The 16,476-nt window shown below is 66.5% G+C and carries 12 protein-coding genes; all 12 read left to right on the top strand.

Annotated elements, in window-relative coordinates:
- Nucleotides 1–12: 12 nt before the first annotated feature.
- The 12 genes from tssF (at nucleotide 13) to DN387_RS23445 (ending at nucleotide 16,367) form a co-directional block, all read left to right on the top strand.
- Nucleotides 13–1,800, top strand: coding sequence for a type VI secretion system baseplate subunit TssF (gene tssF, locus DN387_RS23500; protein WP_054916573.1), 1,788 nt, complete (start codon nucleotides 13–15; stop codon nucleotides 1,798–1,800).
- Complete coding sequence (tssG, locus tag DN387_RS23495; protein WP_043860556.1) at nucleotides 1,764–2,771, top strand: type VI secretion system baseplate subunit TssG; 1,008 nt, start codon at nucleotides 1,764–1,766, stop codon at nucleotides 2,769–2,771. The genes tssF and tssG overlap by 37 nt, the downstream gene beginning before the upstream one ends.
- A 6-nt stretch (nucleotides 2,772–2,777) precedes the next feature.
- A complete protein-coding gene (tssH, locus tag DN387_RS23490; protein WP_177333023.1) occupies nucleotides 2,778–5,366 on the top strand; it encodes a type VI secretion system ATPase TssH in 2,589 nt (862 codons plus the stop codon).
- Between the two features lie 10 nt (nucleotides 5,367–5,376).
- A complete protein-coding gene (locus tag DN387_RS23485) occupies nucleotides 5,377–6,894 on the top strand; it encodes a sigma 54-interacting transcriptional regulator (protein WP_054916575.1) in 1,518 nt (505 codons plus the stop codon).
- A gap of 96 nt (nucleotides 6,895–6,990) precedes the next feature.
- Complete coding sequence (locus DN387_RS23480; protein WP_043860553.1) at nucleotides 6,991–7,131, top strand: hypothetical protein; 141 nt, start codon at nucleotides 6,991–6,993, stop codon at nucleotides 7,129–7,131.
- A gap of 17 nt (nucleotides 7,132–7,148) precedes the next feature.
- Entirely contained in the window at nucleotides 7,149–8,312 is a 1,164-nt protein-coding gene (tagH, locus tag DN387_RS23475) for a type VI secretion system-associated FHA domain protein TagH (RefSeq protein WP_054916576.1), read from the top strand.
- Between the two features lie 5 nt (nucleotides 8,313–8,317).
- Nucleotides 8,318–8,812: a type VI secretion system lipoprotein TssJ gene (gene tssJ / locus DN387_RS23470; RefSeq protein WP_043860551.1), complete on the top strand. Its 495-nt coding sequence runs from the start codon at nucleotides 8,318–8,320 to the stop codon at nucleotides 8,810–8,812.
- Between the two features lie 2 nt (nucleotides 8,813–8,814).
- Complete coding sequence (gene tssK / locus DN387_RS23465; RefSeq protein ID WP_054916577.1) at nucleotides 8,815–10,146, top strand: type VI secretion system baseplate subunit TssK; 1,332 nt, start codon at nucleotides 8,815–8,817, stop codon at nucleotides 10,144–10,146.
- Nucleotides 10,147–10,150: 4 nt separating this feature from the next.
- Entirely contained in the window at nucleotides 10,151–11,017 is an 867-nt protein-coding gene (icmH, locus tag DN387_RS23460) for a type IVB secretion system protein IcmH/DotU (protein ID WP_054916578.1), read from the top strand.
- 17 nt (nucleotides 11,018–11,034) lie between these two features.
- On the top strand, nucleotides 11,035–14,592 hold the full coding sequence (gene tssM / locus DN387_RS23455) for a type VI secretion system membrane subunit TssM (RefSeq protein WP_054916579.1): 3,558 nt from the start codon (nucleotides 11,035–11,037) through the stop codon (nucleotides 14,590–14,592).
- Complete coding sequence (locus tag DN387_RS23450) at nucleotides 14,593–15,321, top strand: PP2C family serine/threonine-protein phosphatase (RefSeq protein WP_054916580.1); 729 nt, start codon at nucleotides 14,593–14,595, stop codon at nucleotides 15,319–15,321.
- Nucleotides 15,318–16,367 carry a serine/threonine-protein kinase gene (locus tag DN387_RS23445; protein WP_043860548.1) on the top strand — a complete coding sequence of 350 codons (1,050 nt, stop codon included), beginning with the start codon at nucleotides 15,318–15,320 and terminating at the stop codon, nucleotides 16,365–16,367. The genes DN387_RS23450 and DN387_RS23445 overlap by 4 nt, the downstream gene beginning before the upstream one ends.
- Nucleotides 16,368–16,476 lie beyond the last annotated feature (109 nt).

Genomic DNA, 16,476 nt, shown 5'->3' with positions numbered 1-16,476 from the left:
AGGTAACCGAGCATGTCCTTCAATCATTACTACCAGAGCGAGCTCACCGCGTTGCGCCAGCTGGGGCGACGCTTTGCCGAGCGCAGCCCGGCCCTGGCGCCGTTTCTGGGGCAGGCCGGGCGCGACCCGGACGTGGAGCGGCTGCTCGAGGGCTTTGCCTTCCTCACCGGGCGCCTGCGCCAGAAGCTCGATGACGAACTGCCCGAGCTGAGCCATTCGCTGATGCAGTTGCTGTGGCCCAACTACATGCGCCCGCTGCCGGCGTTCAGCATCCTGCAGTTCGACCCGCTGGGCCAGTCCGGCCCGCCCTTGCGGGTGGCGCGCGATACACCGGTCGAGAGCCAGCCGATCGATGAGGTGCGCTGCCGTTTTCGTACCTGCTACCCCACCGATGTCATGGCCCTGGACCTCACCGCGCTCAATTACTCGGTAAAGGGTGATGGGGCGCTGCTCAGCCTGCGCCTGGAGATGAGCTGCGACGGGCATGTCGGCGAGCTGGAACTGAGCCGCCTGCGCCTGCACCTGGCAGGCGAGCGCTACATCAGCCAGATGCTCTACCTGTGCCTGCTGCGCAACGTGGAAGGCATCGAGCTGGTGCCACTGGGGGGCGATGGCAAGCCGCTGGTGCGCGCCAGTGGCGAGAACGTGACAGTGCGCCTGGCTGGCAACCGTATCCAGCCGGTCGGCTTCGCCGAGGAAGAGGCGCTGATTCCCTACCCGCTGAACACCTTTCGCGGTTACCGCTACCTGCAGGAGTACTTCGCCTTCCAGGACAAGTTCCTGTTCGTCGACCTCGACGGCCTGGAGGCACTCAAGTCCCTGGGCACGGAAACCCTCAAGCAGATGCGCGGGCTGGAGATACGTTTCGACATCCGCAGGGGCGGCATCCAGCGCATGCGTCCCACGCTGGACAACGTCAAGCTGTACTGCACCCCTATCGCCAACCTGTTCCAGCACGATGCCCTGCCGATTCGCCTGGATGGCAAGCAGGACGAATACCTGCTGCTGCCCGCCGAGTACGACCTGGAGAACTGCGGGGTGTTCTCGGTGCACAGCGTGACCGGCTGGAAGCCCGGCGGCGTGGGCTACCAGGCCTATGTGCCGTTCGAGTCGTTCGAGCACGACCCCAGTTTCGACGTGCCGCAGACCAGCCCGCACTACAGCATTCGCCAGCGCTCCTCGCTGTTGCATGACGGCCTGGACACCTACCTGAGCTTCGGAATACGCGATACCCGCACCCACGAGACGCTGTCCATCGAGCTCACCTGCACCAACCAGAACCTGCCGCGCCGGCTCAAGCTGGGTGATATCGACCAGCCGTCCGAGCAGACCCCGGAGTTCCTCACCTTCCGCAACATCACCCCGGTCACGGCCAGCTACGCACCGCCCCTGAACCGGGATTTCCTGTGGAAGCTGATCAGCAACATGTCGCTCAACTACCTGTCGCTGGCCAACGTCGATGCGCTCAAGGTGATCCTGGAAACCTACGACTTGCCGCGCTACTACGACCAACATGCCGAGAAGGTCAGCAAGCGCCTGCTCGGCGGGCTCAAGTCGATTCGTCACGAGCATGTCGACCGATTGCACCGCGGCCTGCCCCTGCGCGGGCTGCGCACCGAACTGACCATCGACCCGCAAGGCTACATCGGCGAAGGCGACCTGTTCGTGTTCGCCTCGGTGCTCAACGAGTTCTTTGCCCTTTATGCCAGCCTCAACTCGTACCACGAGTTGCGGGTCAGAAGTACCCAGGGAGAGGTGTACCAATGGACACCACGTATGGGCCTGCAGCCCCTGCTTTGAGCGGGCTGAGCCACGCAATACGCGAATACTCGCTGTTTCAGGCCGTGCTGCTGGTCATCGACCGGCTGCGCGAGTTCCATCCGCACCTGAGCGAAGAGGAGCTGTACGACCAGCTGGAGTTCCAGGCCAATCCGAGTCTGGGCTTTCCGGGCAGCGACGTCGATCGCGTCGAGTTCTTCGACGACCGCGGGCAGATGCGCGCACGCCTGCGCTTCAACCTGATCGGCCTGTGCGGCGCCAGCTCGCCGCTGCCGGCGTTCTACGTGGAGCAGGCGCTGGGCGATGGCGAGGACGGCAACACGACCCGGCAGTTTCTCGACGTGTTCCACCATCGGCTACAGCGCCTGATGCTGCCTATCTGGCGCAAGTACCGTTATCGCGCACGCTTCCAGAGCGGGGCGATGGACCCATTCTCGGCGCAGCTGTTCGCCCTGATCGGGCTGGGCGGCGAGCACATTCGCGAGGCCCGCGAACTGAACTGGAAGCGCCTGCTGCCCTACCTGGGCCTGCTGAGCCTGCGTGCCCACTCGGCGGCATTGATCGAGGCGGTGCTGCGCTACTACTTCAAGCATGCGCAGCTGGTCATCGAGCAGTGCATCGAACGTCGCGTGGTCATCCTGCAGGAGCAGTGCAATCGCCTGGGGCGCGCCAACAGCCTGCTGGGCGAGGACGTGGTGCTGGGCGAGCGGGTGCGTGATCGCAACGGCAAGTTCCGCATCCACATCACCCAGCTCGACTGGCAGCGCTTTCACGAGTTCCTGCCGATCGGCTTCGGCTATCAGCCGCTGTGTGCCCTGGTGCGTTTCACCCTGCGCGACCCGCTGGACTACGACATCCGCCTGGTGCTGCGCCAGGAAGAGATTCGCGAGCTGCGTATCGGCCAGGACAACGCCTGCCGTCTGGGATGGACGAGTTGGCTCGGTCACGAACGCGCCGATGGCGTGGTGACCCTGGGAAGCAAAATTCATTAAGGACCGATGGACATGATCACCGTAGACCTGCAACAACTCATCCAGGCGCTGGACGCCGACACCCGTCGTGACCTGGAGCGCTGCGCCGAACGTTGCGTGGCACGTGGCGGCAGCAGGATCCTGGTCGAGGACCTGCTGCTGGAATTGCTCGATCGCCCCGAAGGCCTTCTTGAACGGGCCTTGCACGACGCCGACGTGGCGCCGGGCGAACTGCGTGCCACCTTGCAGGTGCAGCTTGAACACAGCGCTTCGCGCAACCCGGTGTTCGCCCCCGAACTGGTGCAGTGGCTGCAGGATGCGCTGCTGGTGGCCAACCTCGAACTGGGCAGCAGCCAGGTCGAACAGGCTGCGCTGATCCTGGCGCTGCTGCGCAACCCCGTGCGCTATGCCGGCAGCCATTACCAGCCGCTGCTGGCCCGCCTGAACATCGAGCGCCTCAAGGGCTTCGCCCTGGCGTCCCGGCCGGTTGCAGCGCAGGGTGCCACGGGCGGCCAGGGCGAGTCGATGCTGCAGCGCTTTACCCACAACCTCACGCAGCAGGCCCGCGACGGCCGACTCGACCCGGTACTGTGCCGCGATCAAGCGCTGCGCCAGATGATCGACATCCTTGCCCGGCGGCGCAAGAACAACCCCATCGTGGTGGGCGAGGCCGGTGTGGGCAAGACCGCCATCGTCGAGGGCCTGGCGCTGCGCATTGCCGCCGCCGAAGTGCCGCCGGCACTGCGCGGGGTAGAGCTGCTGGCGCTGGACATGGGCCTGCTGCAGGCCGGCGCCAGCGTCAAGGGCGAGTTCGAGCGACGCCTCAAGGGCGTGATCGACGAGGTCAAGGCCGCGCCCCGACCGGTCATCCTGTTTATCGATGAAGCCCACACCCTGATCGGTGCGGGCGGCAACGCCGGCGGTTCGGATGCGGCCAACCTGCTCAAGCCTGCACTGGCGCGGGGCGAGCTGCGCACCATCGCCGCCACCACCTGGAGCGAGTACAAGAAGTACTTCGAGAAGGACCCGGCCCTGGCCCGGCGCTTTCAGCCGGTACAACTGCACGAGCCGACAGCGGACGAGGCGGTGACCATCCTGCGCGGCCTGGCCCAGGTGTATGAGAAGAGTCACGGTATCTACCTGCGCGATGATGCGGTGGTGGCGGCGGCGCACATGTCGGCGCGCTACCTGGCCGGGCGACAGTTGCCGGACAAGGCGGTCGATGTGCTCGACACCGCCTGTGCCCGGGTGCGCATCAGCCTGGCCGCCGCGCCGCAACGCCTGGAACGCCTGCGTGCCTCGCTGGCCGAGGGCGAGCGGCAGGTGCAGGCGCAGCAGCGCGACGCCGAAGCCGGCGTGGGCATCGACCAAGAGGCGCTGCACCTGTTGCAGGCGCAACTGCGCAGCGACCAGGCCGACCAGCAGGCCGTGCAGGTGCGCTGGGAACAGCAGCGCGCGCTGGCCGAGCAGGTGCTGGACCTGCGCCGGCAGTTGGCCGAAGCCCGCGAGCAGGGCAATGCACGGGATGACGTGGCCGTACTGCAGGCCAGCCTGGAGACCACCCGCAGCCTGCTGGAAGCGGCGCAGGCCGAAGAGCGCCTGGTCAGCTTCGAAGTGTGCCCGCGCCTGGTGGCCGAAGTGATCAGTGCCTGGACCGGCGTGCCGCTGGAGCAACTGGCCCGCGAGCACAACGCCAGGATCATGCGCTTTGCCGAAGACCTGCGTGCGCGCATCCGTGGTCAGGAGCAGGCCGTGCAGGCACTGGACCGGTCGATGCGGGCCAACGCAGCCGGCCTGGCAAAGCCCGATGCGCCGGTCGGGGTGTTCCTGCTGGTGGGGCCCAGTGGCGTGGGCAAGACCGAAACGGCCCTGGCCCTGGCCGACCTGCTGTACGGCGGCGAGCGCTTCATCACCACCATCAACATGTCCGAGTTCCAGGAGAAGCACACCGTGTCGCGGCTGATCGGCGCGCCGCCCGGTTACGTCGGCTATGGCGAGGGCGGCATGCTCACCGAGGCGGTGCGCCAGAAGCCCTATTCCGTGGTGCTGCTGGATGAGGTCGAGAAGGCCGACCCGGACGTGCTGAACCTGTTCTACCAGATCTTCGACAAGGGCGTGGCCAACGACGGCGAGGGGCGCGAAATCGACTTTCGCAACACCCTGATCCTGATGACCTCCAACCTGGCCAGCGAGCAGATCGCAAGCCTTTGCCAAGGCGCCGAACGGCCCTCTGCCGAGCAACTGGAACAGGCCATACGGCCCGCCTTGAGCAGGCATTTCAAACCGGCCTTGCTGGCGCGCATGCGTGTGGTGCCCTACTACCCGGTGAGCGGCCCGGTGCTGCGCGAGCTGGTCGAGATCAAGCTGCAGCGCTTTGGCCAGCGGCTGCTGCGCCGGCAACTGGGTTTCACCTATGCCCCGGCGCTGGTCGAGCACCTGGCCGAGCGTTGCACCCAGGGCGACAGCGGCGCGCGGCTGATCGACCACCTGCTCGACCTGCACCTGATGCCGCAGGTGGCTGACCGGCTGCTGGCAGCGATGGCGGCCGGGGAGTCGTTGCAGCAGGTGCATGCCACGCTCGATGGCGATGCGGGCGTGAGGTGCGAGTTTGCCTGAGGTGGGGGTGATGTTCACCCACGTGCCGCAGCCCTTGCGCTATGCCGAAGCCCTGTTGACGCACTTCGCCAGCCTGTCGCGTACGGGCCGGGAACCCGCGCTGCAGGAGCGCTTCGTGCAGGCGGTGGCCGAGCTCAGCGGTTGCGAACTCAGTCAGCTGTACCTGCTCGATGCCACCCACACTTCGCTGAGCCTTGCCGCCGAATGGCTGGGCGGGGCCTTGCAGCCGCGTGCTGCCGCCAGCGTGCCGGTGGATTACAACGGCGAGCAACTGCTGCAGTTCGCGCTGTGCCAGAACCGTTCGGTAAGCCTTGCCGACCTGCCCGCCAGCCTGCTCGACACCAGTTTCCTGCCGGTGCTGCACAGCCCCTGGCAGTCGCTGCTGTGCGTACCGCTGCTCAACCCGCACCAGGCCATCGCCGGCCTGCTGCTGTGTGCCAGCCGTACCAGCGTCGACCTGGGCGGCTTTGCCCAGTCGCTGGGACAGCTGGGGGCGTTCGTGCTGATGCAAATGGAGTTGCTGCAACGCCTGCACCAGCCCGAGGCGCCGCCGGCGCCGCTGCCCGCCACGCGCGCCGGCGCCACCGACTACGGGCTGATCGGCAACAGCGCCGCGATGCGCCAGGCCTACCAGCTGATCAGCAAGGTGCTGCACAGCCCCTACACCGTCCTGCTGCTGGGCGAGACCGGCACCGGCAAGGAGGTCGTGGCCCGGGCGATTCACGACTACGGCCCGCGCGGTACCCGGCCGTTCGTGGTGCAGAACTGCGCGGCCCTGCCGGAGAACCTGCTGGAGAGCGAACTGTTCGGGTATCGCCGGGGCGCCTTCACCGGCGCATTGCGCGACCGCCCTGGCCTGTTCGATGCCGCCCACGGCGGCACCCTGCTGCTCGACGAGATCGGCGACATGCCGCTGTCGCTGCAGGCCAAGCTGCTGCGCGTGCTGCAGGAGGGCGAAATCCGCCCGCTGGGTTCCAACGACACCCACACCATCGATGTGCGCATCATCGCCGCCACCCACCGCGACCTGGCGGTGCTGGTCAGCGAAGGGCGCTTTCGCGAAGACCTGTACTACCGCCTGGCGCAGTTCCCCATCGAGTTGCCGGCCCTGCGTCAGCGCGGCGGCGACGTGCCAGTGCTGGCCCGGCATTTCTCTGCCAAGGCCTGCGAGTTTCTGGGGCGCAAGCCCCTGCAGTGGTCGCCGGCGGCACTGGCCTACCTCGACGGGCTCGCCTGGCCGGGCAACGTGCGTGAACTCAAGGGCCTGGTGGAGCGCGCGGTGTTGCTGTGCGACGGCGAGTGCCTGCTGCCTGAGCATGTTGCCCCGGCCAGCGAAGTACCGTCGGGGGACAGCGGGCTGAACCTGCGCGACCGCCTTGAAAACGTGGAGCGCCACTGGCTGCTCGACTGCCTGCGCAAGAACGCCGGCAACCAGACCCTGGCCGCACGCGAGCTGGGCCTGCCTCGGCGCACCCTGCTGTACCGCCTGGGGCGGCTGAACATCAACCTTGGCGAGTTCGAAGGTTGAGCGGCCATGGCGAGCAATGCTGCATTTTCCCTTACAACCGTGCGCTGCCCCCGGCGGGCGGCGCCCCGTGCAATGCCCACCGATGGAGATCTGCAAATGTCTGTTCGTCAATGGCCCGCCTTGCTGCTGGCGCTGATCGTGCTCAGCGGCCTGGGCGGCTGTAGCGGCAATTACAAATTCAACGACGACACCTATCGCCCGCTGGGCGATCCGCAGGCAGCCAACCGCGGCAAGTGAGTGCAAGGAGCATCAACATGGAACTGGTTCTTGAAACGCAGGGACGCAGCAAGACCTTCACCCGTGCAGGCGGCGTGATCGGGCGCGACGAGGCGTGCGACTGGGTCATCAGCGACCCGCAGCGGCATGTCTCCAAGCGACATGCGCTGGTCACCTGTCAGGAGGGCGTGTTCTTCCTCACCGACATCAGCAGCAACGGCACCCGCGACGGACGCAGCGGTGCGCAGCTGCGCAAGGGGCAGGCGCAGCGAATCGAGCAGGACAGCGTGTACCTGCTGGGCGGTTTCGAGGTGCGCGCGCGCCTGGTCACCCGCACCGCAGCCGATGTCGAGGTCGGCCTGCCCAGCGCCGCGGGCAGCATCATCCCTGACGACGCCTTTCTTGAGCTGGACCCGTTCCATGCCCTCGACCAGCAGGACGTCGAGCCTTCGCCCCTCGACGCACTGAGTGCACTCGACACGGTTGCACCGGTGGCCCGCCAGCGCCCCGACTACGCGCGCATAGACATGGAAAGCCTGCTGGTACCCAACCTGGTGGCGCAGCCCGAACCCGACGACGAACCACAGGCGCCGCCGGCACCTGCATGTAACGAACGGTTCTGGGCAGCCTTTGGTTCCGCCCTCGGGGTCGATCTGGGCGGGCTCGACCCTGGCGCCCGTGAAGCCCTGGCGATCAAGGCGGCCGGCCTGCTCAAGCAGAGCATCGGCGGCGTGCAGCAAAGCCTGCGCACCCGCAGCGAACTGAAGAACGAGTTGCGCCTGGCCCTGACCACCTCCCACCGCGCCAGCCACAACCCGTTGAAGTCGAGCGCCGATGCCGGCCAGGCGCTGGGCCTGTTGCTGCACCCGGCCGCGCCCGGCCAGCTCCCTGCGAGCCAGGCACTGACCCAGGCCTACCGCGACCTGCAGGCGCATCAGGTGGCGATGCTGACGGCCTGTCGCGCTGCGCTGCAGGGTGTGCTTGAGCACTTTTCGCCACGCCAGCTGGGCCTGCAGTTCGAGCGCGGCCGGGCACCGCTGCTGCGGACTGCCGGCAGCCAGTGGCGCGCCTACGTGCGCTACCACCAGGCCCTTGGCCAGGACGATGAATGGAGCGAGCGCCTGCTGGCGCGCGACTTCGCCCAGGCCTACGCCGAACAGGTTCGCCTGATCGGCACCCTTCACACCGACGCTCAAGGATGATCCCCATGCTGCGCTGCAAGACCTTTCTCTCCACCGGCCTGATGGCGCTGGCGCTGTTGCTGGCCGGTTGCTCCGCGCTGTCGCCGTACTCGGAACTGACCAAGCTGCAACTGACCCTCGACGCCGGTGACCAGCTCAACCCGGACCTCAATGGCCGGCCCTCGCCGATCGTGGTGCGCCTGTTCGAACTCAAGCACCCGGTGGCCTTCGAGCATGCCGACTTCTTCAGCCTGTACGAGCGGGCCAAGGAATCCCTGGCGCCAGACCTGGTGGTCAGCGAAGAGCTGGAGCTGCGCCCCGGTGAGCACGTGACGCTGCGCCTGAGCGTGGAACCTGGCAGCCGCTACGTCGGCGTGCTGGCGGCCTACCGCGACCTGGAGCAGACCCAGTGGCGCTACGTGGTCCAGATCACCCCGCAGGCACTCAACAGCGCCAGCCTGACGCTGGACCAGGCCGGCATTCGCAACAGCAACGCCACACTGGCCCGGACGGAAAACTGATCATGCATGTGCACAAAGTCATTTGGCAGGAAGGCATGCTGCTGCGTCCGCAGCACTTCCAGCACAACGATCGCTACTACGACTACCAGATGAAAACCCGTACCCAGCTGCTGGGCAGCTACAACTGGGGTTTTCTCAGCCTGGAGATCGACCAGCAGTTCCTGAGCATGGGCAAGCTGGTGGTCAGCCAGGCCAGCGGCGTGCTGCCCGACGGCAGCCTGTTCGAGCTCAGCAGCAACATCGAGCCGCTGGCCCTGGACATACCGCCCAACACCGGCAACACGCCGGTGTACCTGGCACTGCCGCTGGTGACCGGCAACCACATCGAGACCCGGCGACTGGAGCAGTCCGATGTGCTGGCGCGCTACATCGCCTACGAAACCCCGGTCAGCGACTCCAACGCCGGTGACGACATCAACAGCGACATCAGCTGTGCACGGCCGGACTTTCGCCTGCTGCTGGGCGAGCAGCAGGGCGATCAGGCCTACGTCAAGCTCAAGCTGTGCGCCGTGCTCGACACCACCCCGGACGGCGTGATCAGCCTGGACCCCGAGTTCGTGCCGACCTTCATCCACACCCACGCTTCAAGCTACCTGCTGTCGTGCCTCAAGGAGGTGATCAGCATGCTCGGCCACCGTGGCGACACCATTGCCGAGCGCATCCGTTCCAACGGCAAGGTCGGCGGCGCGGAGGTGGGCGACTTCATGATGCTGCAACTGATCAATCGCACCGAACTGCTGCTGCGTCACTACCTGGGCCTGGACCAGCTGCACCCCGAGGAGCTGTACCGCACCCTGCTGACCATGCTGGGGGACCTGGCGACCTTTGCCAGCGACACCAAGCGCCCGCGTACCGACAGCCGTTATCAGCACAGCGACCAGGGCGCGAGCTTTCGCCGGCTGATGGACGGCATACGCGAGGTGCTGTCGATGGTGCTGGAACAGCACGCCATCGAACTGGACCTGCAAACCCGCCAGTACGGCATCCTGGTGGCCGCTGTGCACGACCAGACGCTGCTCGCCTCGGCCTCGTTCGTACTGGCCGCCAGCGCCAACTGCGACAGCGAGACCCTGCGCACGCGCCTGCCCTCGCACCTCAAGGTCGGCCCGGTGGAACGTATCCGGCAACTGGTCAACCTGCACCTGCCTGGCATCAAGGTGGTGCCGTTGCCGGTGGCGCCGCGGCAGATCCCGTTCCATTCCAACAAGACCTACTTCCTGCTCGAATTCAACGCCGAAGACCAGGCCCTGCTGGAGCGCTCCGGTGGTTTTGCCTTCCACGTCTCGGGCGAGTTCGCCGAGCTCGAACTGAAATTCTGGGCCATCAGGAACTGACTGCATGCACAAGGACATCGAACACCGTCAGGACGACAAGACCGTGCTGGTGGACCGCCAGGGCCAGGCGCCCAGGCAGGTTCCGCTGACCGATGGGTTGGCCACGCCGCGCCTGGAGCAACTGGAAGACCGTATGATCTACTCGGCTCGCCTGGGCCCGGCCGAGGCCATCAACATCAGCCTCAACACCCTGGTGGCAGCCGCCTCGGACCTGCTCTCGCACGTGGTGCGGCTCAAGCACAGCGACAGCCGCGAAGATCTCGACGCCCTCAACCAGACCCTCACCCATGGCATCAAGCTGTTCGAGGCCCATGCGCTGCACAACGGCGCCGAGCCCAGCCAGGTGATGACCGCGCGCTACGTGCTGTGTTCGGTGCTCGACGAGGCCGTGGTCACCACCTCCTGGGGCAACGAGAGCGAGTGGGCGCAGATGAGCCTGCTCAGCACCTTTCACAACGAGACCTTCGGTGGCGAGAAGTTCTTCCAGCTGCTCGATCGTCTGTCGAAGAACCCGGTCAAGCACCTGCCGATGCTGGAGCTCATGTACCTGTGCCTGTCGCTGGGGTTCGAGGGCAAGTACCGCGTGATGGTGCGCGGCATGCTCGAACTCGAAGGGATTCGCGACGCCTTGTTCCGCCAGGTGCGGCAACTGCGCGGGGATGCCCCGCGCGAACTTTCGCCGCAGTGGGAAGGGCTCAACGACCAGCGTCGCAGCCTGGTGCGGGTGGTGCCGTGGTGGATGGTCACGCTGTTCGCGCTGATCTGCCTGGTGGTGATGTATTCGGGGTTCGCCTGGGTGTTGGGCGAGCAGCGCGAGGCCGTGCTGCAACCTTTTCAGCAGCTTGACCCGGAAACGGTCCAGGCGCAGTAGTAGAACAGGGACGTGTGATGAAAAACTTCTTCAAGAAAGTCGGCGATTTTTTGCGCAAGACGTGGGTATGGACGCTGTTGCTGGTGCTGTCGCTGGTACTGCTGGTGTGGTTCGTGGGGCCGCTGCTGGCAGTCGACGATCACCGCTTCTGGGCCTCGGCCACCTCGCGTCTGCTGACCATCAGTGCGCTGTTCCTGTGCTGGGGGCTGGGCATGGTGTTCGCCAGCTGGCGCGCCGGGGTGCAGAAAAAGGCTGTCGAAGAGAGCGAGGACGGCCAGGAACGCCTGCGCCGTGAAGCGCGCATCGATGAGGACCACAAGGAACTGCGCAGCCGCTTCAGCGAGGCGTTGCGTACGCTCAAGGGCTCGAGCCTGTATGGCGGGCGCAGCGAGCGCTGGCGCAACGACCTGCCCTGGTACTTGCTGATCGGCCCCCAGGGCAGTGGCAAGACCAGCCTGCTGGACTTTTCCGGCCTGGAGTTTCCGCTCAACAAACTGGACCGCCAACTCACCCGCGACACCCGCGGTACGCGTCATTGCGACTGGTATTTTGCCGACCACGCGGTGTTGATCGACACCGCCGGACGCTACCTGACCCAGGAAACCGCCGAGGTCGACGCCAGTGCCTGGCGTACCCTGCTCAACCTGCTGCGTCGACGCAGCCGCAGCCGGCCGCTCAACGGCGTGCTGGTCAGCGTGCCGGTCGAGCTGCTGCGCAGTGGCGACGAGAAGGGCCTGGAAAACCTGGCGCGCCAGGTCCATGCGCGACTGCAGGAAATCCAGCAGACCCTGCATGTCCAGGTGCCGGTGTACCTGGTGCTGAGCAAGGCCGACCAGTTGCAGGGCTTCGACGATTTCTTCGACCAGCTCAGCCGTGAAGAAAGCGACCAGGTACTGGGCAGCACCTTCACCAAGGCGCAGAACGGCACCGATGTGGCCGTGCTGCGCCAGGCCTTCGAGGCGCTGCTGCGGCGCCTCAACAGCCAGGTGATCATGCGCATGCACCACGAGCGCGATACACAGCGGCGCGCGCGCATCCTCGACTTCCCGCACCAGCTGGCGCAGATCGGCGAGCAGCTGTGCCTGTTCGTCGACATCGCCTTCACCGGCAATCGCTACCAGCGCGCCAGCCAGCTTCGCGGGTTCTACCTCACCAGTGCGCCGCACCTTGTCCAGCAACTGGACCCGGACACCGCCAGCATCGGGGCCAGCCTGGGCCTGCCCAGCACGGTGCTACCCACCTTGCGCAGCGGGCGTTCGCGGTTCATCCATCACCTGCTCAGCCGGGTCATCTTCCCCGAGGCCGACCTGGCCGGCCTCGACCAGCGCGAGCGGCGACGCATCGACTGGGGTCAGCGCGCACTGTATGTCGGCGCGCTGGGCGTACTGGTGTGCTGCGGGTTGCTGTGGGCGTGCGGTTTCAGTGCCAACCACGACCGCCTCGAGCAACTGCGCGGGCTCGGTCAGGTGTGGGCCGGGCAGCGTGCAGCGCTGACCCCGCAAAGCGATGCCATGGCCGCGCTCAAGCCGCTGGACAGCAGCTATGCCGCGACCCAGGTATTCCCGCCTTCGGGTGATGCGTCACTGCATGAACGCCTGGGCCTGTACCAGGGCGAGCAGAGCAATCCGTTGCTTCGCAGTGCCTACGAACAGGACCTGCACACCCAACTGCTGCCACGGGTGGCCAAACAGCTCGAAGGGCAGATACGTGGCAACCTGCGCGACCGTGAGCGCCTGCTCAACAGCCTGCGTGCCTACCTGATGCTGAGCATGCCCGACCGCCGCGAAGCCGCCTGGCTGCAGGAGTGGGTAGCTGCTGACTGGTCGCGCCGCTACGCGGGCAACACGGCGGTGCAAAACGGGCTCAACGGGCATTTCGAACGCCTGCTGCAATTGCCATTCAGCTACCCGCTGGACCCGCAACTGGTGGCCCAGGCACGCAAGGTGCTGCGCAGCGAATCGCTGGTCAACGTGGTGTACCGGGTACTGCGCGAGCAGGCCAGCAGCCTGCCCGACTACCGCCTCAGCCAGCACCTGGGCCCCCAGGGCGGGCTGTTTTTCGGCACCGACTACGTGATTCCGGGGTTTTACACCCAGCAGGGCTACGAGCAGTATTTCTCGGTACAGGGCTCGACCCTGGTCAGCGAGCTGCTGCGTGACAACTGGGTCCTGGGTGAGGGCAGCGGCATCAGCGACATGGACATGCGCCGCCTGCTGGTAGGATTGGAACAGCTGTACTTTCGCGACTACGCCAACCACTGGAGCGAGGCTGTCGGCCAGGTCGGCCTGCAACCGTTCGGCGATGCCGGCGAGGGCGCCGATCAGCTCGCCGGGCTCACCTCGGCCAACTCGCCGGTACTTCAACTGCTGGTGCAGGTGCGCGACAACACCCGTTTCGAGCCCGTGCCGGGCAGCACCGATGAGCCCGCCGAGGCACCGGCCAGCGACCCGGCCAAGGGGGTCAAGCTGGGCAAGAAGGCCAACACGGCGGTCGCCGTGGCCGGCAAGGTCCAGGGCGCCCTGGCGAGCAAGCCCGCCGTGGCGGCCAAGCCGCTGCCCGACACCGCGAAGAAGTCCCTGCAGCGGCGTTTCGAATCCCTGCATCGGCTGCTGGACGAAAACAATGGCCCCTCCGCCGACCTCACCCCGGCGCTGCAGGCGCTCAACGACCTGCAACTGCAGATGGCCGGCATCGCGCGCGCCAGCCAGCCGGAGCAGATGGCCTTCGAGCTTGCCAAGACCCGCATGGGGGGCCAGCGCGATGCGCTCAGCGCCCTGCGCAACGCCTCCGGGCGTCTGCCGCGACCGCTCAATGGCTGGTTCAACCTGCTGGCCGAAGACAGCTGGCGGCTGGTACTCAACGATGCCTACCAGTACGTCAACGAGCGCTACCAGAGCGAGCTGTACGGCTTCTACGGTGAGTCGATCCAGCAGCGCTACCCGTTCGATGCCCACAGCACCAGTGACGTGGCGATCAACGACTTTCGCGAGTTCTTCAAGGCCCAGGGCATCGCCGAGCGCTTCTTCGACACCTACCTGCGCCCGTTCATCAGCGGCGACCCGGGCAGTTACCGCCTGCGCAGCATCGACGGCCAGAGCCTGCCGATCTCGCGGGTCTACCTGGACCAGATGGCCAGGACCCAGACGATTCGCCAGAGCTTCTTCGCCGAGAACCCGGCGCAGCCGCAGGTGCAGTTCAGGCTCGAGCCCTACACCCTGGACTCGGCGGTGAGCCGCGCCGAGTTCCGCTTTGGCGATCGGCAGCTGGACTATCGCCACGGCCCGGTGGTGCCCATGACCTTCAACTGGCCGACCGATGCCCAGGACGGTCGCGCAAGCCTGGTGCTCGAACGCATGGTCGAGCGCCCGATCGGCATCGAGAAGAACACCGGGCCGTGGTCGCTGTTCCGCCTGTTCGACCTGATGCAGACCGAGTACCTCAAGGGCCGCGACGTGCTGGTGCTCAAGGCCGAAGTGGGCGGGCTGCGGGCCAACTACCTGCTCAGCAGCCAGCGTGCGCCCAACCCTTTCGACGTTGGCGTGTTACGCGGCTTTCGTCTACCGGGGTCGCTCTAGATGCAGGTTGGAGCACGCTGGCGCAGCGCGGCGCGCACGGATGCTGGCAAGGTGCGCATGCGCAACGAGGACGCCTTTCTGGAGTGCCCGGCGCAGGGCCTGTGGGTGGTGGCCGATGGCATGGGCGGCTACCGCGGTGGCGACCTGGCCAGCCAGCTGATCGTCGCCAGCCTGGCCGAGTTGCCGGCCCATGGCAGTTTTGACGAGCGCCTGGAAGGGGTGCGCGGGTGCCTGCATTGGATCAACCGGCGCCTTGGCCAGGAACTGACCGTCACGGATGCACATCACGACAGCATCATGGGCAGCACGGTGGTGGCGCTGCTGCTCGAGGGCGAGCGTGCCGCGTGCATCTGGGCCGGTGACAGCCGCTGCTACCTGTGGCGCCAGCAGCGTCTTTATCAGCTGTCACGAGACCATTCGTTGCAGCAGCAGTTGATCGACCAGCGCCAGATGAGCGCGGAGCAGGCGCGGGCGCAACCGGGCGCTCGCGCCCTGACCCGCGCCCTTGGCGCCAGCGAGCAGCTGACCCTGGAGGTGCTGGAGCTGCAGGTATACCCGGGCGATGCGTTCCTGCTGTGCAGCGACGGCCTGTATCAGGAACTGAGCAGCGATGCACTGGGCAAGGCGTTGAGCCTGGCGTCGGCGCAGGTCGCGCTGGAGCGTCTGTTCGAAGGGGCATTGCGCGGCGCGGCGGGGGACAACCTGACCGCAGTGGTGATTCGCCAATGAGCAGACACCAGCCCGACCTCGGTGCCTTGCTGGCCACCGAATCCCGCGACGCCAACCTCACCTATTTCGCCTTCGTCAACGGCCAGTTGGCCGCCCCGGCGCCCGCTGCGGCCAAGCGCAAGGGGCGCCGCACAGGCAAGAAAAAGCCGGCGCCGACACCGCCGCTGGTGCCGCTGCCGCAGGTGCTGGCCGGGCGCTATAGGCTCGAACGCCTGCTCGGTGCCGGCGGCATGGGCATGGTCTATCGCGCCCGCGATCTGCTGCGCGAGCAGTTCGGTGACCCGCAGCCCTGCGTGGCGATCAAGCTCATGAGCGAGGCGCTGGCCGCCTCGCCGGATGCCAACGCGCTGCTGTTCAGCGAGTTTGCCCTGACCCGGCACGTGGCGCACCCGCAGGTGGTCAACCTGTACAGCTTCGAGATCGACCCGCCGAGCCAGCGCGCCTTCATCACCCTGGAGCTGCTGCGTGGGCCTGCACTGGACAAACTGCTGTGCGAGCAACCGCTGGGCCTGCACGGGCAGGCGTTGAACGCGATCGTGTTGCCGCTGCTGGAAGCCCTGGCCTGCTGCCATGCCCGGGGCGTGTTTCACGGTGACCTCAAGCCGAGCAACGTGATGCTCGGCGAAGACGGCGTGCGCCTGTTCGATTTTGGTCTTGGCCAGGCCGACGCCGGTGTGCTTTCGGGGCTGGCCCACCTCAGCCGCGAGCGCTTCAACGCCTGGACGCCTGGCTACGCTGCACCGGAACTGCTGGAACACGGCACGCTGGGTGCGGCGGCGGATATGTATGCGGTGGCCTGCCTGATCTACGAGCTGGCCAGCGGCAAGCATCCCTATCGGCGCCTGCCTTCAACTCAGGCCCGCGCCGAGCAGCTCGATCGCACGCTGACGCGCCCGTCGAACCTGCCCGCGCACTGCTGGCCTGCGCTGAAAATTGCGCTGGCATTCGACCCTGCCCAGCGCACGATCAGTGCGCGGCAACTGCAGGAGGCGCTGGCGTCGAAAGGGGGCTGTTGGGGGCGTGTTTTTTCGCTTTTCAAGCGCTGAAAACCTACCCTGCCGTTTTTACCAACTGCGCAACTTCTTGCGCACTCAAATGTGGATAACCCTGTGCATACATTTCCCTAGGCCTTTGGGATAAAGGCCTACAGACGAG

The organism is Pseudomonas sp. FBF18 (genome assembly GCF_024261405.1).
Classification (GTDB): Bacteria; Pseudomonadota; Gammaproteobacteria; order Pseudomonadales; family Pseudomonadaceae; genus Aquipseudomonas; species Aquipseudomonas palmensis.
Note: the sequence above shows the minus strand (reverse complement) of the source record. Positions and strands in the feature narration are given on the sequence as shown.

Bases quoted from the DNA above. Each gene is read 5' to 3' on its own strand.
- DN387_RS23480 (WP_043860553.1), top strand. From the start codon at position 6,991: ATGTCTGTTCGTCAATGGCCCGCCTTGCTGCTGGCGCTGATCGTGCTC.
- tssM (WP_054916579.1), top strand. From the start codon at position 11,035: ATGAAAAACTTCTTCAAGAAAGTCGGCGATTTTTTGCGCAAGACGTGG.
- DN387_RS23450 (WP_054916580.1), top strand. From the start codon at position 14,593: ATGCAGGTTGGAGCACGCTGGCGCAGCGCGGCGCGCACGGATGCTGGC.
- icmH (WP_054916578.1), top strand. From the start codon at position 10,151: ATGCACAAGGACATCGAACACCGTCAGGACGACAAGACCGTGCTGGTG.
- tssH (WP_177333023.1), top strand. From the start codon at position 2,778: ATGGACATGATCACCGTAGACCTGCAACAACTCATCCAGGCGCTGGAC.
- tssF (WP_054916573.1), top strand. From the start codon at position 13: ATGTCCTTCAATCATTACTACCAGAGCGAGCTCACCGCGTTGCGCCAG.
- DN387_RS23445 (WP_043860548.1), top strand. From the start codon at position 15,318: ATGAGCAGACACCAGCCCGACCTCGGTGCCTTGCTGGCCACCGAATCC.
- DN387_RS23485 (WP_054916575.1), top strand. From the start codon at position 5,377: ATGTTCACCCACGTGCCGCAGCCCTTGCGCTATGCCGAAGCCCTGTTG.
- tssJ (WP_043860551.1), top strand. From the start codon at position 8,318: ATGCTGCGCTGCAAGACCTTTCTCTCCACCGGCCTGATGGCGCTGGCG.
- tssG (WP_043860556.1), top strand. From the start codon at position 1,764: ATGGACACCACGTATGGGCCTGCAGCCCCTGCTTTGAGCGGGCTGAGC.
- tagH (WP_054916576.1), top strand. From the start codon at position 7,149: ATGGAACTGGTTCTTGAAACGCAGGGACGCAGCAAGACCTTCACCCGT.
- tssK (WP_054916577.1), top strand. From the start codon at position 8,815: ATGCATGTGCACAAAGTCATTTGGCAGGAAGGCATGCTGCTGCGTCCG.